We start from the raw sequence: 25,726 nt of genomic DNA on the forward strand, positions 1-25,726 counted from the left end.
GTGTTTATTCAGGCTAAGGTAAAATTTGTGAATGAGTTCTTAATTGAACATGCGAATTTTCGGCGAATGTCGTCTTCATAGTATAACCAGATTGCTTGGGGTTATATGGTCAAGTGAAGAAGCGCATACGGTGGATGCCTTGGCAGTCAGAGGCGATGAAAGACGTGGTAGCCTGCGAAAAGCTTCGGGGAGTCGGCAAACAGACTTTGATCCGGAGATGTCTGAATGGGGGAACCCACCTAACATAAGTTAGGTATCTTAAGCTGAATACATAGGCTTAAGAAGCGAACCAGGGGAACTGAAACATCTAAGTACCCTGAGGAAAAGAAATCAACCGAGATTCCCTTAGTAGTGGCGAGCGAACGGGGACCAGCCCTTAAGCTGTATTGATGTTAGCGGAACGCTCTGGAAAGTGCGGCCATAGTGGGTGATAGCCCTGTACGCGAAAACATCTTTACAGTGAAATCGAGTAGGACGGAGCACGAGAAACTTTGTCTGAATATGGGGGGACCATCCTCCAAGGCTAAATACTACTGACTGACCGATAGTGAACTAGTACCGTGAGGGAAAGGCGAAAAGAACCCCGGAGAGGGGAGTGAAATAGATCCTGAAACCGTATGCGTACAAGCAGTGGGAGCCCACTTTGTTGGGTGACTGCGTACCTTTTGTATAATGGGTCAGCGACTTATTTTCAGTGGCAAGCTTAACCGAATAGGGGAGGCGTAGCGAAAGCGAGTCTTAATAGGGCGTCTAGTCGCTGGGAATAGACCCGAAACCGGGCGATCTATCCATGGGCAGGTTGAAGGTTGGGTAACACTAACTGGAGGACCGAACCGACTACCGTTGAAAAGTTAGCGGATGACCTGTGGATCGGAGTGAAAGGCTAATCAAGCTCGGAGATAGCTGGTTCTCCTCGAAAGCTATTTAGGTAGCGCCTCATGTATCACTGTAGGGGGTAGAGCACTGTTTCGGCTAGGGGGTCATCCCGACTTACCAAACCGATGCAAACTCCGAATACCTACAAGTGCCGAGCATGGGAGACACACGGCGGGTGCTAACGTCCGTCGTGAAAAGGGAAACAACCCAGACCGTCAGCTAAGGTCCCAAAGTTATGGTTAAGTGGGAAACGATGTGGGAAGGCTTAGACAGCTAGGAGGTTGGCTTAGAAGCAGCCACCCTTTAAAGAAAGCGTAATAGCTCACTAGTCGAGTCGGCCTGCGCGGAAGATTTAACGGGGCTCAAACCATACACCGAAGCTACGGGTATCACTTAGGTGATGCGGTAGAGGAGCGTTCTGTAAGCCTGTGAAGGTGAGTTGAGAAGCTTGCTGGAGGTATCAGAAGTGCGAATGCTGACATGAGTAACGATAATGGGTGTGAAAAACACCCACGCCGAAAGACCAAGGTTTCCTGCGCAACGTTAATCGACGCAGGGTTAGTCGGTCCCTAAGGCGAGGCTGAAAAGCGTAGTCGATGGAAAACAGGTTAATATTCCTGTACTTCTGGTTATTGCGATGGAGGGACGGAGAAGGCTAGGCCAGCTTGGCGTTGGTTGTCCAAGTTTAAGGTGGTAGGCTGGAATCTTAGGTAAATCCGGGATTCTAAGGCCGAGAGCTGATGACGAGTTGTCTTTTAGACAACGAAGTGGTTGATGCCATGCTTCCAAGAAAAGCTTCTAAGCTTCAGGTAACCAGGAACCGTACCCCAAACCGACACAGGTGGTTGGGTAGAGAATACCAAGGCGCTTGAGAGAACTCGGGTGAAGGAACTAGGCAAAATGGCACCGTAACTTCGGGAGAAGGTGCGCCGGTGAGGGTGAAGCATTTACTGCGTAAGCCCACGCCGGTCGAAGATACCAGGCCGCTGCGACTGTTTATTAAAAACACAGCACTCTGCAAACACGAAAGTGGACGTATAGGGTGTGACGCCTGCCCGGTGCCGGAAGGTTAATTGATGGGGTTAGCTAACGCGAAGCTCTTGATCGAAGCCCCGGTAAACGGCGGCCGTAACTATAACGGTCCTAAGGTAGCGAAATTCCTTGTCGGGTAAGTTCCGACCTGCACGAATGGCGTAACGATGGCGGCGCTGTCTCCACCCGAGACTCAGTGAAATTGAAATCGCTGTGAAGATGCAGTGTATCCGCGGCTAGACGGAAAGACCCCGTGAACCTTTACTATAGCTTTGCACTGGACTTTGAATTTGCTTGTGTAGGATAGGTGGGAGGCTTTGAAGTGTGGACGCCAGTCTGCATGGAGCCAACCTTGAAATACCACCCTGGCAACTTTGAGGTTCTAACTCAGGTCCGTTATCCGGATCGAGGACAGTGTATGGTGGGTAGTTTGACTGGGGCGGTCTCCTCCTAAAGAGTAACGGAGGAGTACGAAGGTGCGCTCAGACCGGTCGGAAATCGGTCGTAGAGTATAAAGGCAAAAGCGCGCTTGACTGCGAGACAGACACGTCGAGCAGGTACGAAAGTAGGTCTTAGTGATCCGGTGGTTCTGTATGGAAGGGCCATCGCTCAACGGATAAAAGGTACTCCGGGGATAACAGGCTGATACCGCCCAAGAGTTCATATCGACGGCGGTGTTTGGCACCTCGATGTCGGCTCATCACATCCTGGGGCTGAAGCCGGTCCCAAGGGTATGGCTGTTCGCCATTTAAAGTGGTACGCGAGCTGGGTTTAGAACGTCGTGAGACAGTTCGGTCCCTATCTGCCGTGGACGTTTGAGATTTGAGAGGGGCTGCTCCTAGTACGAGAGGACCGGAGTGGACGAACCTCTGGTGTTCCGGTTGTCACGCCAGTGGCATTGCCGGGTAGCTATGTTCGGGAAAGATAACCGCTGAAAGCATCTAAGCGGGAAACTTGCCTCAAGATGAGATCTCACTGGAACCTTGAGTTCCCTAAAGGGCCGTCGAAGACTACGACGTTGATAGGTTGGGTGTGTAAGCGCTGTGAGGCGTTGAGCTAACCAATACTAATTGCCCGTGAGGCTTGACCATATAACACCCAAGCAATTTGCGTCCTTGAATACAAGAGCCTGCAAGTTGCGGTGTGTGAAGACGATACAAACCGAAAGTTTGCGATTCACAAAACACCACTCTATTACATACCCATTCGCTGGAGCGTAAGCCGAAAGGCAAACGACCTGGCTACCGAATTTCTTGACGACCATAGAGCATTGGAACCACCTGATCCCATCCCGAACTCAGTAGTGAAACGATGCATCGCCGATGGTAGTGTGGGGTTTCCCCATGTGAGAGTAGGTCATCGTCAAGATTAAATTCCAAACCCCCTGTCTGCTCACGCAGACAGGGGGTTTGTTTTTGGGCCGAGAAAAGTTGCGGCTAGCGCTGCGCTCTGATTATCAAGGTTTCGCTTTAGTCGTGTTCTGGTTTGCAAGGAGCCACAGGGTTTCTATGCAATCGCACTGCTCATGGCTATTATGCGTGCCTCATTGTGAGGCGATACTTGCATGCTGACGTTGTTGAAACTCTTAAGAGACGGTCGATTCCATTCAGGGCAAGCACTTGGGGCTGCGCTTGGCGTTAGTCGCAGTGCTATATGGAAGCAGCTCCAGCACCTGGAGTCCGACTTGAATTTATCAATTCATAAGGTTCGTGGTCGTGGCTATCAGCTGGCTGCACCGCTTGAGCTCCTTGAGCAGGATCAATTGGCCGCCAGTCCTTGGCCTGTCTCAATTCATCACTCGTTAGATTCCACTAATGCTGAGGCTCTGCGCGCGGTTGACCGTGGTGTAACTGCGCCCTTTGTGGTTCTGGCTGAGCGGCAAACTGCGGGGAGAGGTCGTCGGGGCCGTAAGTGGGTGAGCCCTTTCGCAGAGAATATTTACTACAGCCTGGTTCTTCGAATGGACGGGGGGATGCGTCAGCTCGAGGGGCTCAGTCTAGTGGTTGGCCTGGCGGTGCTGAATGCGCTCAGGGATGTTGGTGTTTCAGGCGTAGGTCTCAAGTGGCCAAATGATGTCCTAGTGGGCAATAAGAAAATTGCCGGCATCTTGCTTGAGCTCGTCGGAGATCCGGCCGACGTATGTCATGTGGTTCTTGGTATAGGCATCAACGTCAACATGAGAGTGGCCAGTGAGGTTGATCAGGCGTGGACTTCTGTTTTTCTGGAGTCCGGGGCTGCGGTAAACCGGAATGTATTGGTTTCGCGGCTAAACGATAGTCTGCTCATGTATCTCAGGCGCCATGAAGTCTCGGGTTTTTCGGCTATACAGGCGGAGTGGGAGCAAAATCATTTGTGGCAAGGTCGTGAAGTATCCTTGATTGCTGGAGTGCACCGAGTGGACGGTACAGTCTTGGGTATTGATCAGCAGGGTGCGCTACGTATGAGAGTTGAGGGTGAGGAGAAAGTGTTCAGTGGCGGCGAGCTTAGTCTGAGGTTGCGCCATGATTCTTGAGATGGACTGCGGTAATAGCTTTATTAAGTGGCGTGCTCTCGATGGCGCAGTTGTCGTGAGTGGCGGGGTTGTTGATTCTGATGCGGGGCTGGTAGCCGCAATATTGGCTGCTCCTGCACTGTGTTTGACGCATTGCCGGCTGGTTAGTGTGCGTAGTGATGATGAAACATCGAGTCTAGTCGCATCGATTGCCGCAACGTTTGGTGTTGCGGTGGAGTGCGCAAAGCCAGCCAAGGCTGTTGCCGGGGTTCGCAACGGATATGAGGAGTTTGCCCTGCTGGGCCTGGATCGCTGGCTGGCTGTGGTTGGTGCTTTTGAGTTGGCGAAAAGTGCGTGTCTGGTTCTGGATTTCGGTACGGCGGTAACGGCAGATTTTGTTACATCCGACGGACAGCATCTAGGTGGTTTTATATGCCCAGGAATGCCATTGATGCGCGACCAGTTGCGCACGCATACCCGGCGAATCAGATATGACAACTTGTCGGCGGAACAGGCATTGCTCCAGCGCACCCCGGGCCGTACGACGGTTGAGGCTGTAGAGCGTGGTTGCTTGCTCATGATGAGGGGATTTGTTTTGACTCAACTGGAGTTGGCGCGTGAGTATTGGGGGCAGGATTTTGAGGTTTTTCTCACGGGTGGTGATGCAAGCCTGGTGAGGGATATGGTGCCTGATGCGCGTTTGGTTCAAGACCTTGTATTTGTCGGTTTGGCGGTAGTTTGTCCCCTTCCTTGAGGTTCCTATGCGTTGGCTGTTTCTGCTGCTGGTTGTTCTGAATATTTTTTATTACGTATGGCATCAGCAAGAGGCGCCGCTTAGGGCCAAGGAGGTTGTTTCCTTGTCTTTGTATAAGGGGAGTCAGCAAGGTATACGGCTGCTCAGTGAGGTTCGGCCTCAGGTGGCTGGCAGTGATGTGCAGGGAGCGCATGTGGACGGTGTGGAGTGCTTCTATCTGAGTGGTATATCCGGTGAGGATCTCTTGCGAAGAGTGCAGCGCAGGCTTTCTGATATGGGTATGCAGTCCCTGCCGGCTGAAGCTGAGCGTAATGATTTGGTGGGATATGTACTCAAAATCACGTCGCAAAGCAGCGCGGCGGTGACTGAAACGGCTCTGCGTAACCTTGCCAATGAATTCAATGGGTTAAATTACAAAAAAATGCGCTGTGAGGGCTTGCAGGTACCCGATAGTTTGCATAGAATGGCGCCCGCTCCACAGTGAACGCCAAACAGGCTACTAGGTGTGAAGCGAGTCAAGTTGCTAACTTCCTGATTTAATTGAAGAAAGTGGTTGACATAAGGCTAGAATGATGTAGAATTCTGCCTAGCTCTGGAGGGGTTCCCGAGCGGCCAAAGGGATCAGACTGTAAATCTGACGTCTACGACTTCGAAGGTTCGAATCCTTCTCCCTCCACCATATTTAAGCAAGAACAGCAAGATTTGCGGGTGTAGTTTAGTGGTAGAACCTTAGCCTTCCAAGCTAATGATGCGGGTTCGATTCCCGCCACCCGCTCCAGTCTCGCTGTTTGTGCGATGTGTTTTGCTCTTGTAGCTCAGTTGGTAGAGCACACCCTTGGTAAGGGTGAGGTCAGCGGTTCAAATCCGCTCAAGAGCTCCATATAACAAGGCAGATATGAAAATATCTGCCTTTGTTTTAACAGGTGCATAACCTGTCTGGGTGTTTGCTGGTGATGCCTGTTTTGGGTGTTGCTGCCCTGGTTGGTTGTTACGGTGCAGGTAGCTCGCATTCTGCTACTCGCTGCAATTTTCTGCTTTGATAGGGTTGATTGCAAAAGTAATTGCATAGGTTGTTGAAAAGTCTCTCTCGTGTCGGCATAATCGGCGGCTCGATAATGTTTTAGGTCAGTAGCTCAATTGGCAGAGCGACGGTCTCCAAAACCGTAGGTTGGGGGTTCGATTCCCTCCTGACCTGCCAGATTCGCTCATTGCGTCTGGCTTTCTTTTCACAGGATCCTCTTAGATGACTCCCAAGGCTGAAGTTCAAGGCTCTCGCTTCGATCTCCTCAAGTGGCTTGTAGTGGTTGCTCTTGTGGTGGTTGGCGTTGTTGGGAATCAGTATTATTCTGGTTCGCCGATCCTGTATCGTGTCATTGCACTTCTTGTGATTGCTGCTGTTGCTGCCTATGTAGGCTTGCAGACGGCAAAAGGCAAGTCGTTCGCTGTCCTGGTAAAGGAAGCTCGTACTGAGATTCGTAAAGTCGTATGGCCAACTCGCCAAGAAACTACGCAGACCACGTTGATCGTGGTGGCTGTTGTTCTTGTTATGGCGTTGCTGTTGTGGGGTTTAGATTCCCTGCTCGGTTGGCTCGTTTCCTTGATTGTTGGCTAAGGGTGTCCCGTGGCTAAGCGTTGGTACGTAGTGCATGCTTATTCGGGTTACGAAAAGCATGTTATGCGCTCTTTGATTGAGCGTATTAAGCTGGCAGGCATGGAAGAAGGCTTCGGCGAAATTCTGGTTCCCACTGAAGAAGTGGTTGAAATGCGTAATGGCCAGAAACGCAAAAGCGAGCGCAAGTTCTTCCCTGGTTATGTGCTGGTTCAGATGGATATGAGCGAAGGTACTTGGCACTTGGTCAAGGACACTCCGCGCGTAATGGGCTTCATTGGTGGGACTGCCGACAAACCGGCTCCGATCACTGATAAAGAGGCAGAAGCAATTCTGCGTCGCGTTGCTGATGGTAGCGACAAGCCCAAGCCAAAAACACTATTCGAACCGGGCGAAGTTGTCCGTGTTACCGACGGTCCGTTTGCTGATTTTAACGGTACAGTCGAAGAAGTTAACTACGAAAAGAGCCGCATTCAAGTGGCGGTGCTCATTTTCGGTCGCTCTACTCCGGTAGAGCTAGAGTTTAGCCAGGTCGAGAAGGTCTAGTTAAACACGCATCCCAACCCCATGGCCTAGGCTGTGGGGTTTTGTCGTCACTGGGATAAACGCGCAAGTAACCGGGGAGCCTCTTTAGGCGCTTGAACCCGTAATTGGAGTGCCTCATGGCTAAGAAGATTACCGCTTACATCAAGCTGCAAGTGAAGGCCGCTCAGGCCAACCCAAGTCCACCCGTAGGCCCGGCTCTGGGTCAGCACGGCGTGAACATCATGGAATTCTGCAAAGCTTTCAACGCCCGTACTCAGGGTATTGAGCCAGGCCTGCCGACTCCAGTGATCATCACTGTATACAGCGACCGTAGCTTCACGTTCGAAACCAAGTCGACCCCTGCTTCGGTTCTGCTGAAGAAGGCTGCTGGTCTGACTAGCGGTTCCGCTCGTCCAAACACCGTTAAGGTTGGCACAGTAACTCGTGCTCAGCTGGAAGAAATCGCGAAAACCAAAAACGCGGATCTGACTGCAGCTGATATGGAAGCAGCCGTGCGTACTATCGCCGGTTCTGCTCGTAGCATGGGCCTTAACGTGGAGGGTGTGTAATGGCTAAGCTGACTAAGCGTCAAAAGGCAATCGCCGGTAAAATTGAAGCTGGCAAGTCTTACAACTTTGTAGACGCTGCTGCTTTGCTGGCTGAGCTGTCGACTGTAAAATTCAGCGAGTCTTTTGACATCGCCGTTAACCTGGGCGTAGACCCACGTAAATCTGACCAGGTTGTTCGTAGCGCTACTGTGCTGCCACACGGCACTGGCAAGACTGTACGTGTTGCTGTGTTCACTCAGGGTCCAGCTGCTGAAGCTGCTTTGGCTGCCGGTGCTGATCGCGTTGGTATGGACGACCTGGCTGCCGAAATGAAAGGCGGCGACCTGAACTATGACGTAGTTATTGCCTCCCCGGACGCAATGCGTGTTGTAGGTCAGTTGGGTCAGATCCTCGGCCCACGTGGTCTGATGCCTAACCCTAAGGTTGGTACTGTAACTCCAGACGTAGCCACCGCTGTTAAGAACGCGAAGGCTGGTCAGGTTCGTTATCGCACTGACAAAAACGGTATCATCCACACTTCCGTTGGCAAGGTCGGTTTCGACGCCGTCAAGCTGAAGGAAAACGTTGAAGCCCTGATCGCTGATTTGAAGCGTATCAAGCCAGCTTCTTCGAAAGGTATTTATGTTAAGCGCGTTACCCTGAGCACCACTATGGGCCCAGGCTTGGTCATCGACCAAGGTTCTTTGGACGCGTAAGACAAATTGGCGCGTTTTAACGCGTCAATGAAAGATTGGGGTCCCTGCCTGGCGGGGGCTATCCAAGACCGTAGGCGGCGCAAGCCTTAAACCTTAAGCCTACGCAGATGGTGCTCCCGGTTCCTTACCGAATCAGACACCAAAACGACATCCGGCTTCGGCCAGATGAAACGGTAACAAGCAGGAGTTAAACCCGTGGCAATTAAACTCGAAGACAAGAAGGCCATCGTCGCTGAAGTCAACGAGGCTGCCAAAGTTGCCCTGTCCGCTGTTGTGGCTGATGCCCGCGGTGTGACAGTAGGCGCTATGACCGGACTCCGTAAAGAGGCTCGTGAAGCTGGCGTTTACGTACGTGTTGTACGTAACACCCTGCTCAAGCGCGCTGTTGCTGACACTGAATACAGTGTTCTCAACGACGTGTTCACAGGCCCGACCTTGATCGCATTCTCCAACGAACATCCAGGCGCTGCTGCCCGTTTGTTCAAAGAGTTCGCTAAAGGTCAGGATAAGTTCGAGATCAAGGCAGCTGCGTTCGAGGGCAAGTTCCTCGCAGCTAATCAGATCGACGTACTGGCAAGTCTGCCGACCCGTGACGAAGCAATTTCTCAGCTGATGAGCGTGATTCAAGGCGCAACCAGCAAATTGGCTCGTACTCTGGCGGCCCTTCGCGACCAGAAAGAAGCTGCTGCAGCCTAAGGCTGAGCGACTCCTTTCAGCGTTTATTGTTTATTTCGATAGCCGCCTAGGCTGTCACCCCAATACAGGAATTTATAGTCATGTCTCTGACTACTCAAGAAATCATCGACGCAATCGGTTCGAAATCCGTTCTGGAAATCGTTGAGCTGATCAAGGCAATGGAAGAAGCATTCGGCGTTTCCGCTGCTGCTGCTTCTGCTGGTCCTGCTGCTGCCGCTGCTGTTGTTGAAGAGCAAACTGAATTCAACGTCATGCTGCTGGAAGCTGGCGAGAAGAAAGTTAACGTGATCAAGGCAGTTCGTGAGCTGACTGGTCTGGGCTTGAAAGAAGCCAAGGCAGTTGTAGACAGCGCTCCTAGCGTTGTTCTGGAAGCTGTTGCGAAAGACGCAGCTGACAAAGCCAAGGCTACCTTGGAAGAAGCAGGCGCTAAAGTCGAGCTGAAGTAAGCATCGACCTTGCGTCTCCAGCCCGGGCGTTAAGCCGAGGCTGATGGCTGGTGGCTCTTGCCACCGGCCTTTTTCCGTTATTGGCAGCCGACTAGGTCGGCGCCTCTAACGTGCTGTAACCACCCTGTGCGGTGGAGCAAACCAAGGGGTTTGCACGATTTTCTGGCTGCTCCCGTCGGGAGGGGCCAAACAAGCAGGTGACCAAGCTGGGGAACGCTGATGGCTTACTCATATACTGAGAAAAAACGTATCCGCAAGGACTTTAGCAAGTTGCCGGACGTCATGGATGTGCCGTATCTCTTGGCAATCCAGCTGGATTCGTATCGTGAATTCTTGCAGGCGGGAGCGACTAAAGATCAGTTCCGCGACGTGGGCCTGCATGCGGCCTTCAAATCCGTTTTCCCGATCATCAGCTACTCCGGCAATGCTGCGCTGGAGTACGTCGGTTATCGCTTGGGCGAGCCGGCGTTTGATGTCAAAGAATGCGTGTTGCGTGGCGTAACGTACGCCGTACCTTTGCGGGTAAAAGTTCGTCTGATCATTTTCGACAAAGAATCGTCGAACAAAGCGATCAAGGACATCAAAGAGCAAGAAGTCTACATGGGTGAAATCCCCCTGATGACTGAAAACGGTACCTTCGTAATCAACGGTACCGAGCGTGTAATTGTTTCCCAGCTGCACCGTTCCCCGGGCGTGTTCTTTGACCACGACCGCGGCAAGACGCACAGCTCCGGTAAGCTGCTTTATTCTGCGCGTATCATTCCTTACCGCGGTTCGTGGTTGGACTTCGAGTTCGATCCGAAAGACTGCGTGTTCGTGCGTATTGACCGTCGTCGCAAGCTGCCTGCATCGGTACTGCTGCGTGCGCTGGGTTATACCACTGAGCAAGTGCTGGACGCGTTCTACACCACCAACGTGTTCCACGTTCAGGGTGAGAGCATCAGCCTGGAGCTGGTTCCGCATCGTCTGCGCGGTGAAATCGCGGCCATCGATATCGTCGATGACAAAGGCAAGGTGATTGTTGAGCAGGGTCGTCGTATTACTGCTCGCCACATCAATCAGCTGGAAAAAGCCGGTATCAAAGAGCTCGTTATGCCTCTGGACTATGTCCTGGGTCGCACAACGGCCAAGGCTATCGTGCATCCGGCTACCGGCGAAATCATTGCTGAGTGCAACACCGAGCTGACCACTGAAATCCTGGCAAAAATTGCCAAGGGTCAGGTTGTTCGCATCGAAACGTTGTACACCAACGATATCGACTGCGGTCCGTTCGTTTCCGACACTCTGAAGATCGACTCCACCAGCAACCAATTGGAAGCGCTGGTCGAAATCTATCGCATGATGCGTCCAGGCGAGCCGCCAACCAAAGACGCTGCCGAGACTCTGTTCAACAACCTGTTCTTCAGCCCTGAGCGCTATGACCTGTCTGCGGTCGGCCGGATGAAGTTCAACCGTCGTATCGGTCGTACCGAGATCGAAGGTTCGGGCGTGTTGTGCAAAGAAGACATCGTTGCCGTACTGAAGACTCTGGTCGACATCCGTAACGGTAAAGGCATCGTCGATGACATCGACCACTTGGGTAACCGTCGTGTTCGCTGTGTAGGCGAAATGGCCGAGAACCAGTTCCGCGTTGGCCTGGTACGTGTTGAGCGTGCGGTCAAAGAGCGTCTGTCGATGGCTGAAAGCGAAGGCCTGATGCCGCAAGACTTGATCAACGCCAAGCCAGTGGCTGCAGCGGTGAAAGAGTTCTTCGGTTCGAGCCAGCTGTCCCAGTTCATGGACCAGAACAACCCGTTGTCCGAGATCACCCACAAGCGCCGTGTTTCTGCACTGGGCCCGGGCGGTCTGACGCGTGAGCGTGCAGGCTTCGAAGTTCGTGACGTACACCCGACTCACTACGGCCGTGTTTGCCCGATTGAGACGCCGGAAGGTCCGAACATTGGTCTGATCAACTCCTTGGCAGCCTATGCGCGCACCAACCAGTACGGCTTCCTCGAGAGCCCGTACCGTGTAGTGAAAGACGCACTGGTTACCGACGAGATCGTTTTCCTGTCTGCCATCGAAGAAGCTGATCACGTGATCGCTCAGGCTTCGGCCACGATGAACGACAAGAAAGTGCTGATCGACGAATTGGTAGCTGTTCGTCACTTGAACGAATTCACCGTCAAGGCGCCGGAAGACGTCACCTTGATGGACGTTTCGCCGAAGCAGGTTGTTTCGGTTGCAGCGTCGCTGATCCCGTTCCTGGAACACGATGACGCCAACCGTGCGTTGATGGGTTCCAACATGCAGCGTCAAGCTGTACCTACTCTGCGTGCTGACAAGCCGCTGGTTGGTACTGGCATGGAGCGTAACGTAGCTCGTGACTCCGGCGTTTGCGTCGTAGCTCGTCGTGGCGGCGTGATCGACTCTGTTGATGCCAGCCGTATTGTGGTTCGTGTTGCTGATGACGAAGTTGAAACTGGCGAAGCCGGTGTCGACATCTACAACCTGACCAAGTACACCCGCTCCAACCAGAACACCTGCATTAACCAGCGTCCGCTGGTTCGCAAGGGTGATCGTGTTCAGCGCAGCGACATCATGGCTGATGGCCCGTCCACCGATATGGGTGAACTGGCTTTGGGTCAGAACATGCGCATCGCGTTCATGGCCTGGAACGGTTACAACTTCGAAGACTCCATCTGCTTGTCGGAACGAGTTGTTCAAGAAGATCGCTTTACCACGATCCACATTCAGGAACTGACCTGTGTGGCACGTGACACCAAGCTTGGGCCTGAAGAGATCACTGCAGACATCCCTAACGTGGGTGAAGCTGCACTGAACAAACTGGACGAAGCCGGTATCGTTTATGTAGGTGCTGAAGTTGGCGCTGGCGACATTCTGGTTGGTAAGGTCACTCCGAAAGGCGAGACTCAGCTGACGCCAGAAGAGAAGCTGTTGCGTGCAATCTTCGGTGAAAAAGCCAGCGACGTTAAAGACACTTCCCTGCGTGTACCTACCGGTACCAAAGGTACTGTTATCGACGTGCAGGTCTTCACTCGTGACGGCGTTGAGCGTGATGCTCGTGCCCTGTCGATCGAGAAGACCCAGCTGGACGAGATCCGCAAGGATCTGAACGAAGAGTTCCGTATCGTTGAAGGCGCCACTTTCGAACGTCTGCGCTCTGCACTGGTTGGCCGTATCGCCGAAGGTGGAGCTGGTCTGAAGAAAGGTCAGGAAATCACTAATGAAATCCTGGACGGTCTTGAGCATGGTCAGTGGTTCAAACTGCGCATGGCTGAAGATGCTCTGAACGAGCAGCTTGAAAAGGCTCAGGCTTACATCATCGATCGCCGTCGTCTGCTGGACGACAAGTTCGAAGACAAGAAGCGCAAACTGCAGCAGGGCGATGACCTGGCTCCAGGCGTGCTGAAAATCGTCAAGGTTTACCTGGCAATCCGTCGTCGCATCCAGCCGGGTGACAAGATGGCTGGTCGTCACGGTAACAAAGGTGTGGTCTCCGTGATCATGCCGGTTGAAGACATGCCGTACGATGCCAATGGCACCCCGGTTGATGTGGTCCTCAACCCGTTGGGCGTACCTTCGCGTATGAACGTTGGTCAGATTCTCGAAACTCACCTGGGCCTCGCAGCCAAAGGTTTGGGCGAGAAGATCAACCTCATGATTGAAGAGCAACGTAAGGTCGCTGACCTGCGTAAGTTCCTGCATGAGATCTACAACGAAATTGGCGGTCGTCAAGAAAGCCTGGACGACTTCTCCGATCAGGAAATTCTTGATCTGGCGAAGAACCTTCGCGGCGGTGTGCCGATGGCTACTCCGGTGTTCGACGGCGCCAAAGAAAGCGAAATCAAGGCAATGCTGCGCTTGGCAGATCTGCCGGACAGCGGCCAGATGGAACTGACTGACGGCCGTACCGGCAACAAGTTCGAGCGTCCGGTTACCGTTGGCTACATGTACATGCTGAAGCTGAACCACTTGGTAGACGACAAGATGCACGCTCGTTCTACCGGTTCTTACAGCCTGGTTACCCAGCAGCCGCTGGGTGGTAAGGCACAGTTCGGTGGTCAGCGTTTCGGGGAGATGGAGGTCTGGGCGCTGGAAGCCTACGGCGCGGCATACACTCTGCAAGAAATGCTCACAGTGAAGTCGGACGATGTGAACGGTCGTACCAAGATGTACAAAAACATCGTGGACGGCGATCACCGTATGGAGCCGGGCATGCCCGAGTCCTTCAACGTGTTGATCAAAGAAATTCGTTCCCTCGGCATCGATATCGATCTGGAAACCGAATAACACGTGACGCGAATCGAGAGCGGGGCTGTTTAGCCCGCTCTCTGCTCCGCCAGGAGGAAAGGCCTTGAAAGACCTACTGAATTTGCTGAAAAACCAGGGTCAAGTCGAAGAGTTCGACGCCATCCGTATTGGATTGGCATCGCCTGAGATGATCCGTTCGTGGTCGTTCGGTGAAGTTAAAAAGCCGGAAACCATCAACTACCGTACGTTCAAACCTGAGCGTGACGGCCTGTTCTGCGCCAAGATCTTTGGCCCGGTAAAGGATTACGAGTGCCTGTGCGGTAAGTACAAGCGCTTGAAGCACCGTGGTGTGATCTGTGAGAAGTGTGGCGTTGAAGTCGCACTGGCCAAGGTCCGTCGCGAGCGCATGGCTCACATCGAGCTGGCTTCGCCAGTTGCACACATCTGGTTCCTGAAATCGCTGCCGTCCCGTATCGGTTTGCTGATGGACATGACCCTGCGTGATATCGAACGCGTTCTCTACTTCGAGAGCTATGTCGTTATCGATCCAGGCATGACCACTCTGGAAAAAGGTCAGCTGCTGAACGATGAGCAGTACTTCGAAGCGTTGGAAGAGTTCGGCGACGATTTCGATGCCCGTATGGGTGCCGAAGCTGTCCGTGAACTGCTGCACGCTATCGACCTGGAACACGAGATTGGCCGTCTGCGCGAAGAGATTCCGCAAACCAACTCCGAAACCAAAATCAAGAAACTGTCCAAGCGCTTGAAGTTGATGGAAGCCTTCCTGGGTTCCGGCAACCTTCCTGAGTGGATGGTTCTGACCGTTCTGCCGGTTCTGCCGCCGGATCTGCGTCCTTTGGTTCCGTTGGATGGTGGTCGTTTCGCGACTTCCGACCTCAACGATCTGTATCGTCGAGTGATCAACCGTAACAACCGCTTGAAGCGCCTGCTTGATCTGTCCGCTCCGGACATCATCGTGCGCAACGAAAAGCGTATGTTGCAAGAAGCGGTCGACGCACTGCTCGACAACGGCCGTCGTGGTCGCGCTATTACCGGTTCGAACAAGCGCCCTCTGAAATCCTTGGCTGACATGATCAAGGGTAAGCAAGGTCGTTTCCGTCAGAACTTGCTCGGTAAGCGTGTTGACTACTCGGGTCGTTCGGTAATTACCGTAGGTCCGACCCTGCGTCTGCACCAGTGCGGTCTGCCGAAGAAAATGGCTCTCGAGCTGTTCAAACCGTTCATTTTTGGCAAGCTGGAAATGCGTGGTCTCGCTACCACCATCAAAGCGGCCAAGAAGATGGTTGAGCGCGAGCTGCCGGAAGTTTGGGACGTTCTCGCTGAAGTTATCCGCGAACACCCGGTCCTCCTCAACCGTGCACCGACCCTTCACCGTCTGGGTATCCAAGCGTTTGAACCGGTACTGATCGAAGGTAAGGCTATCCAGCTGCACCCTCTGGTCTGTGCTGCGTACAACGCCGACTTCGACGGCGACCAAATGGCCGTGCACGTACCGTTGACACTGGAAGCCCAGTTGGAAGCGCGTGCGTTGATGATGTCGACCAACAACATTCTGTCGCCAGCCAACGGTGAGCCAATCATCGTTCCGTCGCAGGACGTTGTATTGGGTCTGTACTACATGACCCGTGAAGCGATCAACGCCAAGGGCGAAGGTCGTGTATTCGCTGACTTGCAAGAAGTTGACCGTGTATTCCGTGCTGGCGAAGCCGCACTGCATGCCAAGGTTAAAGTTCGCATCAGCGAAACCGTCAATGACCGTGATGGCGGCAGCGTGAGCAACACCCGTATCGTCGACACCACTGTCGGTCGTGCGCTGTTGTTCCAGGTTGTGCCAAAAGGTCTGTCGTACGACGTCGTCAACCTGCCGATGAAGAAAAAAGCGATCTCCAAGCTGATCAACCAGTGCTACCGCGTGGTTGGTTTGAAAGAGACCGTGATCTTCGCTGACCAGTTGATGTACACCGGTTTTGCTTATTCGACCATTTCCGGCGTTTCCATCGGTGTTAACGACTTCGTTATCCCTGATGAAAAAGCCAGCATCATCGCGGCTGCTACCGATGAAGTGAAAGAGATCGAGAGCCAGTACGCCTCCGGCCTGGTAACCCAGGGCGAGAAGTACAACAAAGTAATCGACCTTTGGTCGAAAGCTAACGACGAAGTATCCAAGGCAATGATGTCGAACCTCTCGAAAGAGAAGGTTATTGACCGTCACGGCGTTGAGGTTGAGCAAGAGTCGTTCAACTCGATGTACATGATGGCCGACTCCGGCGCGCGGGGTTCTGCTGCGCAGATCCGTCAGCTGGCCGGTATGCGTGGTCTGATGGCCAAGCCAGATGGCTCCATCATCGAAACGCCGATTACTGCGAACTTCCGTGAAGGTTTGAGCGTACTTCAGTACTTCATCTCTACTCACGGTGCTCGTAAGGGTCTGGCGGATACCGCCTTGAAAACTGCTAACTCCGGTTACTTGACGCGTCGTCTGGTAGACGTTGCGCAGGATCTGGTTGTGACCGAAGTCGACTGCGGGACCGAACACGGTCTGCTGATGACTCCGCACATTGAAGGCGGCGACGTTGTTGAGCCGTTGGGTGAGCGCGTACTGGGTCGAGTAATCGCCCGTGATGTGTTCAAGCCGGGTACCGATGACATCATCGTTCCTGCTGGCACCCTGGTAGACGAGAAGTGGGTTGAATTCATCGAGCTGAACAGCATCGACGAAGTTATCGTGCGCTCGCCTATCAGCTGCGAAACACGCTTCGGTATCTGCGCCAAGTGCTACGGTCGTGACTTGGCTCGTGGTCACCAGGTGAACATCGGTGAAGCTGTCGGCGTAATCGCTGCTCAGTCGATCGGTGAGCCGGGTACACAGCTGACAATGCGTACGTTCCACATCGGTGGTGCGGCAAGCCGGACCTCTGCTGCTGACAGCGTTCAGGTGAAGAATGGCGGTACTGTCCGTCTGCACAACCTGAAGCACGTTGAACGAGTGGATGGTTGCCTGGTAGCTGTATCGCGTTCCGGTGAGCTGGCCATCGCTGATGACTTCGGTCGTGAGCGTGAGCGTTACAAGCTGCCGTACGGCGCCGTGATTTCGGTTAAAGAAGGTGACAAGGTTGACGCTGGCTCGATCGTAGCCAAGTGGGATCCGCACACTCACCCAATCGTTACCGAAATGAAAGGTACCGTGACCTACGTGGGCATGGAAGAAGGCATCACGATCAAGCGTCAGACTGACGAATTGACCGGTATGACCAACATTGAAGTGCTTGATGCCAAAGACCGTCCAGCTGCCGGCAAGGACATCCGTCCAGCCGTGAAGATGGTGGGTGTAGATGGCAAGGATCTGCTGCTGCCAGGTACCGACGTACCAGCTCAGTACTTCCTGCCTGCTAACGCCTTGGTTGGTGTAGCGGATGGTGCGGAAATCGCGATCGGTGATGTTATCGCTCGTATTCCACAAGAAACTTCGAAAACTCGAGACATCACCGGTGGTTTGCCACGGGTTGCTGACTTGTTCGAAGCACGTCGTCCGAAAGAAGCCTCGATTTTGGCTGAAGTCAGCGGCACCATCGCGTTCGGTAAAGAAACCAAAGGCAAGCGCCGTCTGGTTATTACCCCGAACGACGGTACTGATCCGTACGAAGAGCTGATTCCAAAGTGGCGTCACCTGAACGTCTTCGAAGGCGAGCAAGTGAACCGCGGCGAAGTTATCTCCGACGGTCCAAGCGATCCGCACGATATCCTGCGTCTGCTGGGTGTCAGCGCGCTGGCCAAGTACATCGTTAACGAGATCCAGGATGTTTACCGTCTGCAAGGCGTAAAAATCAACGATAAGCACATCGAGACCATTCTGCGTCAGATGCTGCGTAAAGTTGAGATTGCCGAGTCTGGCGATTCCACCTTCATCAAGGGCGACCAGATGGAGTTGACCCATGTGTTGACCGAGAACGAACGTTTGGGTGGCGAAGATAAATTCGTATCCAAGTTCACTCGCGTTCTGCTGGGTATCACCAAGGCGTCGTTGTCGACTGAATCGTTCATCTCCGCGGCCTCTTTCCAAGAGACCACCCGCGTACTGACCGAAGCAGCGGTAACCGGCAAGCGCGATTACCTGCGCGGCCTGAAAGAAAACGTTGTCGTGGGTCGTTTGATCCCGGCAGGTACCGGTTTGGCATACCACAGCGAGCGTAAGCGCCGCCGTGAGGCTGACAAGCCGTTGCGCGTAAGCGCCAGTGAAGTGGAAGCTGCACTGACCGAAGCGCTGAACTCGAGCGGTAACTGAGTTCTGCGGTAAATGAAGGGTGGGCCCCGGCAGTTCCATTCATCGAATTGAGACATTTTGTCTGGGTTTGATGAGTGGAAGTGTCGGGGCCTTGCCTTGACTGGGGGCAAGATCCTCTTTAGACTCTTGTACCCCTAAATTTGGCGGGAATTCGTTCCTGCCATTTTGCTTTTCTTGCAAGACAATAGCGTCGCAAGACAACAGTGGAGCTAGTAGATGGCAACTATCAACCAGCTGGTACGTCAGCCGCGTAAGCGTATCGTCGAGAAATCCGACGTACCTGCGCTGCAAAACTGCCCGCAACGTCGTGGCGTATGCACCCGTGTGTATACAACTACGCCGAAAAAACCTAACTCGGCACTGCGTAAAGTATGCCGTGTGCGCCTGACCAACGGTTTCGAGGTTTCCTCGTACATCGGTGGTGAAGGTCACAACCTGCAAGAACACAGCGTGGTACTGATTCGTGGCGGTCGTGTAAAAGACTTGCCAGGTGTTCGTTATCACACCGTTCGCGGCTCTTTGGATACTTCCGGCGTTAAAGGTCGTAACCAAGGTCGTTCGAAGTACGGTACCAAAAAGCCGAAGTAGTATTCGGTTGCTGGTAAACAATGCAGATTTCTTTTTTTCTGAGTCGATAAGAGTAAGGTCGGACGTGCATCCACTGGGTGTAATGGTTCCGAGCTAACCTGAAGACCGTTTGAGGGCTTATCCATGCCAAGAAGACGCGTAGCAGCCAAGCGCGATGTGCTTGACGATCCAAAATACGGAAGCCAAATCCTGGCCAAGTTCATGAACCACGTGATGGAAAGCGGCAAAAAAGCCGTTGCCGAGCGTATCGTTTATGGCGCGCTGGAAAAGGTTAAAGAACGCAAGAACAGCGATCCCCTGGAAATCTTCGAGAAAGCTCTCGACGCCATCGCTCCGCTGGTCGAAGTGAAGTCGCGCCGTGTAGGCGGTGCTACTTACCAGGTTCCGGTCGAAGTTCGCCCGTCCCGTCGTAACGCCCTGGCAATGCGCTGGTTGGTAGACTTCGCCCGCAAGCGCGGCGAGAAGTCTATGGCTCTGCGTTTGGCTGGCGAACTGTTGGACGCTGCCGAAGGTAAAGGTGCTGCTGTTAAGAAGCGTGAAGACGTGCACCGTATGGCCGAAGCTAACAAAGCTTTCTCGCACTACCGCTTCTAATTTCAGCTTCACTAATTTTGCGAGGGCTTTATGGCTCGTACTACTCCGATTAGTCGCTACCGTAACATCGGTATCGTCGCTCACGTGGATGCTGGTAAAACCACCACCACCGAGCGCGTCCTTTTTTACACTGGCAAAAGTCACAAGATGGGCGAGGTGCATGACGGCGCCGCGACCACAGACTGGATGGTGCAGGAGCAGGAGCGTGGTATTACCATTACTTCTGCTGCTATTACCGCCTTCTGGAAAGGTTCTGCCAAGCAGTACAAAGATGAGCATCGCTTCAACGTAATCGATACCCCGGGCCACGTTGACTTCACTATTGAAGTTGAACGTTCCCTGCGTGTACTCGACGGCGCTGTCGTTGTGTTCTGTGGTACCTCGGGTGTTGAGCCTCAGTCGGAAACCGTATGGCGTCAAGCCAACAAGTACGGCGTTCCACGTCTTGTTTACGTCAACAAGATGGACCGTGCTGGTGCGAACTTCCTGCGCGTTATTGAGCAGATCAAGAAGCGTCTGGGTCACACTCCGGTTCCAATCCAGCTGGCTATCGGTTCTGAAGACAACTTCCAGGGTCAGATTGATCTGATCAACATGGAAGCTGTGTACTGGAACGATGCTGACAAGGGTATGGTTCCTGTTCGCAAAGAAATTCCAGCTGAGCTGAAAGATCTTGCTGACGAGTGGCGCGACAACATGGTGCAGGCTGCGGCCGAAGCCAATGAAGAGCTGATGAACAAGTACCTCGAGGGTGAAGAATTCACCATCGCGGAAATCAAGGCCGCTCTGCGTCAGCGTACTATCGCCGGTGAGATCGTCTTGGCTGTTTGCGGTTCTTCCTTCAAGAACAAGGGTGTTCCCCTGGTTCTCGACGCCGTTATCGACTTCCTGCCTGCTCCGACTGATATTCCTGCCATCAAGGGTACTGACCCGGATGACGAGAGCATCGAACTGGAGCGTCATGCTGACGACAGCGAGCCGTTCTCGGCTCTGGCGTTCAAGATCGCTACCGACCCATTCGTGGGTACCTTGACCTTCGTTCGAGTTTACTCGGGCGTGTTGAACTCCGGCGACGGCGTAATCAACTCGGTTAAAGGCAAGAAAGAGCGCGTGGGTCGTATGGTGCAAATGCACGCAAACGCCCGTGAAGAAATCAAGGAAGTACGCGCTGGTGACATCGCGGCCTTGATCGGCATGAAGGACGTCACCACTGGTGAGACTTTGTGCAACGCTGACAAGCCAATCATTCTGGTTCGTATGGACTTCCCGGAGCCGGTTATTTCGGTTGCCGTTGAGCCTAAGACCAAGGATGACCAGGAAAAAATGGGTGTTGCACTGGGCAAACTTGCTCAGGAAGATCCATCTTTCCGCGTTAAAACTGATGAAGAGACTGGTCAAACGATCATCTCTGGCATGGGCGAGTTGCACCTGGACATCCTGGTTGACCGGATGCGCCGTGAGTTCAACGTCGAAGCCAACATCGGTAAGCCTCAGGTTTCGTATCGTGAGCGCATCACGAAGAAGTGTGAAATCGAAGGCAAGTTCGTTCGTCAGTCCGGCGGTCGTGGCCAGTTTGGTCACTGCTGGATCCGTTTTGCACCTGCTGACGAAGGTCAGGAAGGTCTGCAGTTCGTGAACGAAGTGGTAGGTGGTGTGGTTCCTAAGGAATACATCCCGGCTATCCAGAAGGGTATCGAAGAGCAGATGAAGAACGGTGTTGTTGCCGGCTATCCGCTGATCGGCCTGAAGGCTACCGTGTTTGATGGTTCTTACCACGACGTCGACTCCAACGAGATGGCGTTTAAGGTGGCTGCTTCCATGGCTACCAAGCAACTGGCCTCCAAAGGTGGTGGTGAGCTGCTTGAGCCAATCATGGCGGTAGAGGTTGTTACACCTGAAGACTATATGGGTGACGTGATGGGCGACTTGAATCGTCGTCGCGGCATGATCCAAGGTATGGAAGATACGGTCTCCGGCAAAGTAATTCGTGCTGAAGTTCCGTTGGGTGAAATGTTCGGTTATGCGACCGACGTTCGTTCCATGTCCCAGGGTCGCGCAAGCTACTCTATGGAATTCAAAAAATACGATACAGCTCCGGCGCACATCGTCGAAACTGTTACTAAAAAACAAGGCTGATTTAGTTCAGTCCTTTAGGCAAGGAGTTAATTGTCGTGGCTAAAGAAAAATTTGATCGTTCCCTACCGCACGTCAACGTTGGCACTATCGGTCACGTTGACCATGGTAAAACCACGCTGACTGCAGCTCTGACTCGTGTTTGCTCCGAGATTTTCGGTTCGGCCATCGTTGACTTCGATAAAATCGACAGCGCGCCAGAAGAAAAAGCTCGTGGTATCACCATCAACACTGCACACGTTGAATACAACTCGCTGATCCGTCACTACGCTCACGTTGACTGCCCAGGTCACGCTGACTATGTGAAGAACATGATCACCGGTGCTGCCCAGATGGATGGCGCGATCCTGGTTTGTTCGGCCGCTGATGGTCCGATGCCACAAACTCGTGAGCACATCCTGCTGTCCCGTCAGGTTGGCGTTCCGTACATCGTGGTTTTCCTGAACAAGGCTGACCTGGTAGACGACGCTGAGCTGCTGGAACTGGTTGAGATGGAAGTGCGCGATCTGCTGAGCACTTACGACTTCCCAGGCGACGACACTCCGATCATCATCGGTTCTGCTCGTATGGCTCTGGAAGGCAAAGACGACAACGAAATGGGCACCACTGCCGTTCGTAAACTGGTTGAAACTCTGGATACTTACATTCCGGATCCAGTTCGTGTTATCGACAAGCCGTTCCTGATGCCAATCGAAGACGTATTCTCGATCTCCGGTCGCGGTACTGTTGTGACTGGTCGTATCGAGCGCGGTATCGTTCGCGTTCAAGATCCGCTGGAAATCGTTGGTCTGCGTGACACTACTGTTACCACCTGCACCGGCGTTGAAATGTTCCGCAAACTGCTCGACGAAGGTCGTGCTGGCGAGAACTGCGGCGTGCTGCTGCGCGGCACCAAGCGTGACGACGTAGAGCGTGGCCAGGTTCTGGTTAAGCCGGGTTCGGTTAAGCCGCACACTACCTTCGAAGCTGAAGTGTACGTGTTGAGCAAAGAAGAAGGCGGTCGTCACACTCCGTTCTTCAAAGGCTACCGTCCACAGTTCTACTTCCGGACCACTGACGTGACCGGTAACTGCGAACTGCCGGAAGGCGTTGAAATGGTAATGCCAGGCGACAACATCAAAATGGTTGTCACCCTGATCAAAACCATCGCAATGGAAGACGGTCTGCGTTTCGCAATCCGTGAAGGCGGTCGTACCGTCGGCGCTGGCGTAGTAGCCAAGATCATTGCTTAAGCTTTGATTGCCTGAAAAAGCCCCCGCTCAGCGGGGGCTTTTTTTATTGAGTTGACACCCAGTTGGGCCATCTATAGAATTGCGCCTCCTTTAAACGGGCGTATTGCGCTCGGTGGGAATAGCAATCGGAGTCTGAAATCCAATGCAAAATCAGCAAATCCGTATCAGGTTGAAGGCTTTTGACCATCGCCTGATCGACCAATCAACCCAGGAAATCGTGGAAACCGCGAAACGTACTGGTGCTCAAGTGCGTGGTCCAATTCCACTGCCTACCCGTAAAGAGCGGTTCACCGTTCTGGTCTCCCCGCACGTCAACAAAGACGCGCGTGACCAGTACGAGATCCGTACTCATAAGCGCGTACTGGACATCGTCCAGCCAACGGATAAAACCGTTGATGCTCTTATGAAGCTTGATCTTGCGGCCGGTGTGGAAGTGCAGATCAGCCTCGGCTAAGACTTGGGTCTTAGTCGTGTAACGCTCTGAAATGGGCGGCCATAGCGGGTGAAAGCCCCGTACACTCATGAGGTTTACAACATGACTATTGGTGTAGTCGGTCGTAAATGCGGTATGACCCGTATTTTCACCGAAGAAGGTGTCTCCATTCCGGTTACGGTCATTGAGATCGAGCCGAATCGCGTCACCCAGTTCAAAACTGAAGAAACCGATGGCTATCGTGCAGTGCAAGTCACTGTCGGCGAGCGTCGCGCTTCGCGTGTAACTGCTGCTCAAGCGGGTCACTTCGCTAAAGCAAACGTTGCAGCTGGTCGTACCGTAATGGAATTCCGCCTTGAAGAAGGCGAGTACCAGGCAGGCGATCTGATCAACGCTGAAATCTTCACCGCAGGTCAGATGGTCGATGTGACCGGTCAGTCCAAAGGTAAAGGCTTCCAGGGTACGATCAAGCGTTGGAATTTCCGTGGCCAAGATAACACTCACGGTAACTCCGTTTCCCACCGCGTCCCGGGCTCTATTGGCCAGTGCCAGACTCCTGGTCGTGTATTCAAGGGCAAAAAAATGTCCGGTCATATGGGCGCTGAGCGCGTGACCGTGCAGTCCCTCGAAGTAGTGCGCGTCGACGCTGAACGCAATCTGTTGTTGGTCAAGGGTGCTGTTCCTGGCGCTACTGGCGGCAACCTGGTTGTACGTCCGGCGGCCAAGGCTCGCGGTTAAGGGGAAGCTGACATGCAATTAAATGTAAATGATGCTCAAGCGATCGAAGTTTCCGAACTGACGTTCGGCGGCGAGTTCAACGAGACGCTGGTTCACCAAGCAGTCGTGGCCTACATGGCCGGCGGCCGTCAAGGTAGCAAGCAGCAAAAGACCCGTTCCGACGTTCGTGGTGGCGGTAAGCGCCCTTGGCGTCAGAAAGGTACTGGCCGTGCTCGTGCTGGTACTATCCGTAGCCCAATCTGGCGTGGCGGTGGTACTACTTTCGCAGCTCGTCCACAAGATCACTCTCAGAAGCTCAACAAGAAGATGTATCGCGCAGCAATGCGTTCCATCCTTGCTGAACTGGTTCGTACTGATCGTCTGATCGTGGTTCAGGACTTCGCAGTTGAAGCGCCGAAAACCAAAGATCTGCTGAACAAACTGAATGGCATGGGTCTGACAGACGTCCTGATCGTGTCTGAAGTTGTTGATCAGAACCTGTACCTGGCTGCTCGCAACCTGCCACACGTTGATGTACGTGACGTGCAAGGTTCCGACCCAGTTAGTCTGATCGCATACGACAAGGTGTTGATCACCGTGTCGGCCGTGAAGAAATTCGAGGAGCTGCTGGGATGAACCAGGAACGCGTATTTAAAGTTCTGCTTGGCCCGCACGTTTCCGAGAAGGCTACGGTTCTGGCAGACAAGAAAGGCCAGTTCGTTTTCAAGGTTGCTACTGATGCAACCAAGCTGGAAATCAAGAAGGCCGTCGAAAGCCTGTTCAGCGTGAAAGTTGAGCGTGTTACTACCCTGAACGTTCTGGGTAAGAGCAAGCGCACCGCTCGCGGCGTGGGCAAGCGTAATGACTGGAAGAAGGCGGTAATCTCCCTTCAGCCAGGCCAAGATCTCGATTTCAGCAGCAGTGCTGAGTAAGGAAGGGGTGCATCATGGCAATCGTTAAATGCAAACCGACTTCCCCTGGCCGCCGTCATGTGGTCAAGGTGGTCAACCAGGAGCTGCATAAAGGCGCTCCTCACGCACCGCTGCTCGAGAAGAAATCGAAGACTGGTGGTCGTAACAACAATGGCCGTATTACCACTCGTCACATCGGTGGTGGTCATAAGCAGCATTATCGTTTGGTCGATTTCCGTCGCAACGACAAAGATGGCATTCCAGCCACTGTTGAGCGTATCGAATACGATCCAAACCGTACTGCTCACATTGCTCTTATGCTGTACGCAGACGGCGAACGCCGTTACATCATCGCCCCTAAAGGCGTGAGCGCTGGCGACCAGCTGATCTCGGGTGCTTTGGCCCCGATCAAGCCAGGCAACCAGTTGCAACTGCGCAGCATTCCAGTTGGTAGCACCGTACACGGCATCGAATTGAAGCCGGGTAAAGGCGCGCAAATCGCACGTTCCGCTGGTGCTTCGGCTCAGCTGGTCGCTCGTGATGGTGTCTACGTGACCCTGCGTCTGCGCTCTGGTGAAATGCGTAAAGTACTGGCTGAATGCCGTGCGACCTTGGGCGAAGTCTCGAACTCCGAGCACAGCCTGCGTTCGCTGGGTAAAGCTGGTGCCAAACGCTGGCGTGGCGTTCGCCCAACCGTTCGTGGTGTTGCCATGAACCCGGTTGACCACCCACATGGTGGTGGTGAAGGTCGTACCTCTGGTGGTCGTCATCCGGTATCGCCATGGGGCTTCCCGACTAAGGGCGCGAAGACTCGTGGTAATAAGCGTACCGACAAAATGATCGTCCGTCGTCGCAAGTAAATAGAGGG

General features: G+C 53.4%; 20 protein-coding genes, 4 tRNA genes and 2 rRNA genes. All 26 read left to right on the top strand.

Annotated features, from left to right (window positions below; translation table 11 throughout):
- The first annotated feature begins 107 nt into the window (after positions 1-107).
- The 26 genes from U5A05_RS02675 (at position 108) to rplB (ending at position 25,718) form a co-directional block, all read left to right on the top strand.
- Positions 108-2,999 (top strand): 23S ribosomal RNA (locus U5A05_RS02675).
- Between the two features lie 161 nt (positions 3,000-3,160).
- Positions 3,161-3,276 (top strand): 5S ribosomal RNA (gene rrf / locus U5A05_RS02680).
- A 196-nt stretch (positions 3,277-3,472) separates the two neighbouring features.
- Positions 3,473-4,420, top strand: coding sequence for a bifunctional biotin--[acetyl-CoA-carboxylase] ligase/biotin operon repressor BirA (gene birA / locus U5A05_RS02685; RefSeq protein WP_321835561.1), 948 nt, complete (start codon positions 3,473-3,475; stop codon positions 4,418-4,420).
- A complete protein-coding gene (locus tag U5A05_RS02690) occupies positions 4,410-5,153 on the top strand; it encodes a pantothenate kinase (RefSeq protein ID WP_261740733.1) in 744 nt (247 codons plus the stop codon). The genes birA and U5A05_RS02690 overlap by 11 nt, the downstream gene beginning before the upstream one ends.
- 7 nt (positions 5,154-5,160) lie before the next feature.
- Positions 5,161-5,637 carry a hypothetical protein gene (locus U5A05_RS02695; protein WP_321835562.1) on the top strand — a complete coding sequence of 159 codons (477 nt, stop codon included), beginning with the start codon at positions 5,161-5,163 and terminating at the stop codon, positions 5,635-5,637.
- A gap of 110 nt (positions 5,638-5,747) precedes the next feature.
- Positions 5,748-5,832 (top strand) — tRNA-Tyr (locus U5A05_RS02700).
- A gap of 25 nt (positions 5,833-5,857) precedes the next feature.
- Positions 5,858-5,931 (top strand) — tRNA-Gly (locus U5A05_RS02705).
- A gap of 26 nt (positions 5,932-5,957) precedes the next feature.
- Positions 5,958-6,033: transfer RNA gene (locus U5A05_RS02710), tRNA-Thr, on the top strand.
- Between the two features lie 242 nt (positions 6,034-6,275).
- Positions 6,276-6,351: transfer RNA gene (locus U5A05_RS02715), tRNA-Trp, on the top strand.
- Between the two features lie 45 nt (positions 6,352-6,396).
- Entirely contained in the window at positions 6,397-6,765 is a 369-nt protein-coding gene (gene secE / locus U5A05_RS02720) for a preprotein translocase subunit SecE (protein WP_016779165.1), read from the top strand.
- Positions 6,766-6,774: 9 nt separating this feature from the next.
- Positions 6,775-7,308: a transcription termination/antitermination protein NusG gene (gene nusG / locus U5A05_RS02725; protein ID WP_003444397.1), complete on the top strand. Its 534-nt coding sequence runs from the start codon at positions 6,775-6,777 to the stop codon at positions 7,306-7,308.
- A 116-nt stretch (positions 7,309-7,424) separates the two neighbouring features.
- Positions 7,425-7,856, top strand: a complete 432-nt coding sequence (gene rplK / locus U5A05_RS02730; protein WP_008008888.1) for a 50S ribosomal protein L11 — start codon at positions 7,425-7,427, stop codon at positions 7,854-7,856.
- A complete protein-coding gene (gene rplA, locus U5A05_RS02735) occupies positions 7,856-8,551 on the top strand; it encodes a 50S ribosomal protein L1 (RefSeq protein ID WP_261740735.1) in 696 nt (231 codons plus the stop codon). Before rplK ends, rplA begins: the two co-directional genes overlap by 1 nt.
- 195 nt (positions 8,552-8,746) lie before the next feature.
- A complete protein-coding gene (gene rplJ, locus U5A05_RS02740) occupies positions 8,747-9,247 on the top strand; it encodes a 50S ribosomal protein L10 (RefSeq protein WP_003444392.1) in 501 nt (166 codons plus the stop codon).
- 80 nt (positions 9,248-9,327) lie between these two features.
- Positions 9,328-9,693 (top strand): 50S ribosomal protein L7/L12, encoded by a 366-nt coding sequence (rplL, locus tag U5A05_RS02745; protein ID WP_060696753.1) that lies wholly within the window; start codon positions 9,328-9,330, stop codon positions 9,691-9,693.
- Between the two features lie 219 nt (positions 9,694-9,912).
- Positions 9,913-13,986 (top strand): DNA-directed RNA polymerase subunit beta, encoded by a 4,074-nt coding sequence (rpoB, locus tag U5A05_RS02750; RefSeq protein ID WP_261740736.1) that lies wholly within the window; start codon positions 9,913-9,915, stop codon positions 13,984-13,986.
- A gap of 64 nt (positions 13,987-14,050) precedes the next feature.
- Entirely contained in the window at positions 14,051-18,250 is a 4,200-nt protein-coding gene (gene rpoC / locus U5A05_RS02755; RefSeq protein WP_261740737.1) for a DNA-directed RNA polymerase subunit beta', read from the top strand.
- A gap of 216 nt (positions 18,251-18,466) precedes the next feature.
- A complete protein-coding gene (rpsL, locus tag U5A05_RS02760; protein ID WP_002555494.1) occupies positions 18,467-18,838 on the top strand; it encodes a 30S ribosomal protein S12 in 372 nt (123 codons plus the stop codon).
- 123 nt (positions 18,839-18,961) lie between these two features.
- On the top strand, positions 18,962-19,432 hold the full coding sequence (rpsG, locus tag U5A05_RS02765) for a 30S ribosomal protein S7 (protein ID WP_019824369.1): 471 nt from the start codon (positions 18,962-18,964) through the stop codon (positions 19,430-19,432).
- A gap of 30 nt (positions 19,433-19,462) precedes the next feature.
- On the top strand, positions 19,463-21,568 hold the full coding sequence (gene fusA, locus U5A05_RS02770; RefSeq protein ID WP_261740738.1) for an elongation factor G: 2,106 nt from the start codon (positions 19,463-19,465) through the stop codon (positions 21,566-21,568).
- Between the two features lie 35 nt (positions 21,569-21,603).
- On the top strand, positions 21,604-22,797 hold the full coding sequence (tuf, locus tag U5A05_RS02775; RefSeq protein WP_003444379.1) for an elongation factor Tu: 1,194 nt from the start codon (positions 21,604-21,606) through the stop codon (positions 22,795-22,797).
- A gap of 142 nt (positions 22,798-22,939) precedes the next feature.
- Positions 22,940-23,251 (top strand): 30S ribosomal protein S10, encoded by a 312-nt coding sequence (gene rpsJ / locus U5A05_RS02780; RefSeq protein ID WP_003186070.1) that lies wholly within the window; start codon positions 22,940-22,942, stop codon positions 23,249-23,251.
- An 81-nt stretch (positions 23,252-23,332) separates the two neighbouring features.
- A complete protein-coding gene (rplC, locus tag U5A05_RS02785) occupies positions 23,333-23,968 on the top strand; it encodes a 50S ribosomal protein L3 (protein WP_003444377.1) in 636 nt (211 codons plus the stop codon).
- Between the two features lie 12 nt (positions 23,969-23,980).
- Complete coding sequence (rplD, locus tag U5A05_RS02790) at positions 23,981-24,583, top strand: 50S ribosomal protein L4 (RefSeq protein WP_003444376.1); 603 nt, start codon at positions 23,981-23,983, stop codon at positions 24,581-24,583.
- Positions 24,580-24,879, top strand: a complete 300-nt coding sequence (gene rplW / locus U5A05_RS02795) for a 50S ribosomal protein L23 (protein WP_003444375.1) — start codon at positions 24,580-24,582, stop codon at positions 24,877-24,879. The genes rplD and rplW overlap by 4 nt, the downstream gene beginning before the upstream one ends.
- A gap of 14 nt (positions 24,880-24,893) precedes the next feature.
- The gene (gene rplB / locus U5A05_RS02800) at positions 24,894-25,718 is read left to right on the top strand and encodes a 50S ribosomal protein L2 (protein ID WP_019824364.1); all 825 of its coding nucleotides are present in this window, start codon (positions 24,894-24,896) and stop codon (positions 25,716-25,718) included.
- Positions 25,719-25,726 lie beyond the last annotated feature (8 nt).

Source organism: Pseudomonas kulmbachensis (assembly GCF_963681935.1).
Taxonomy (GTDB): domain Bacteria; phylum Pseudomonadota; class Gammaproteobacteria; order Pseudomonadales; family Pseudomonadaceae; genus Aquipseudomonas; species Aquipseudomonas kulmbachensis.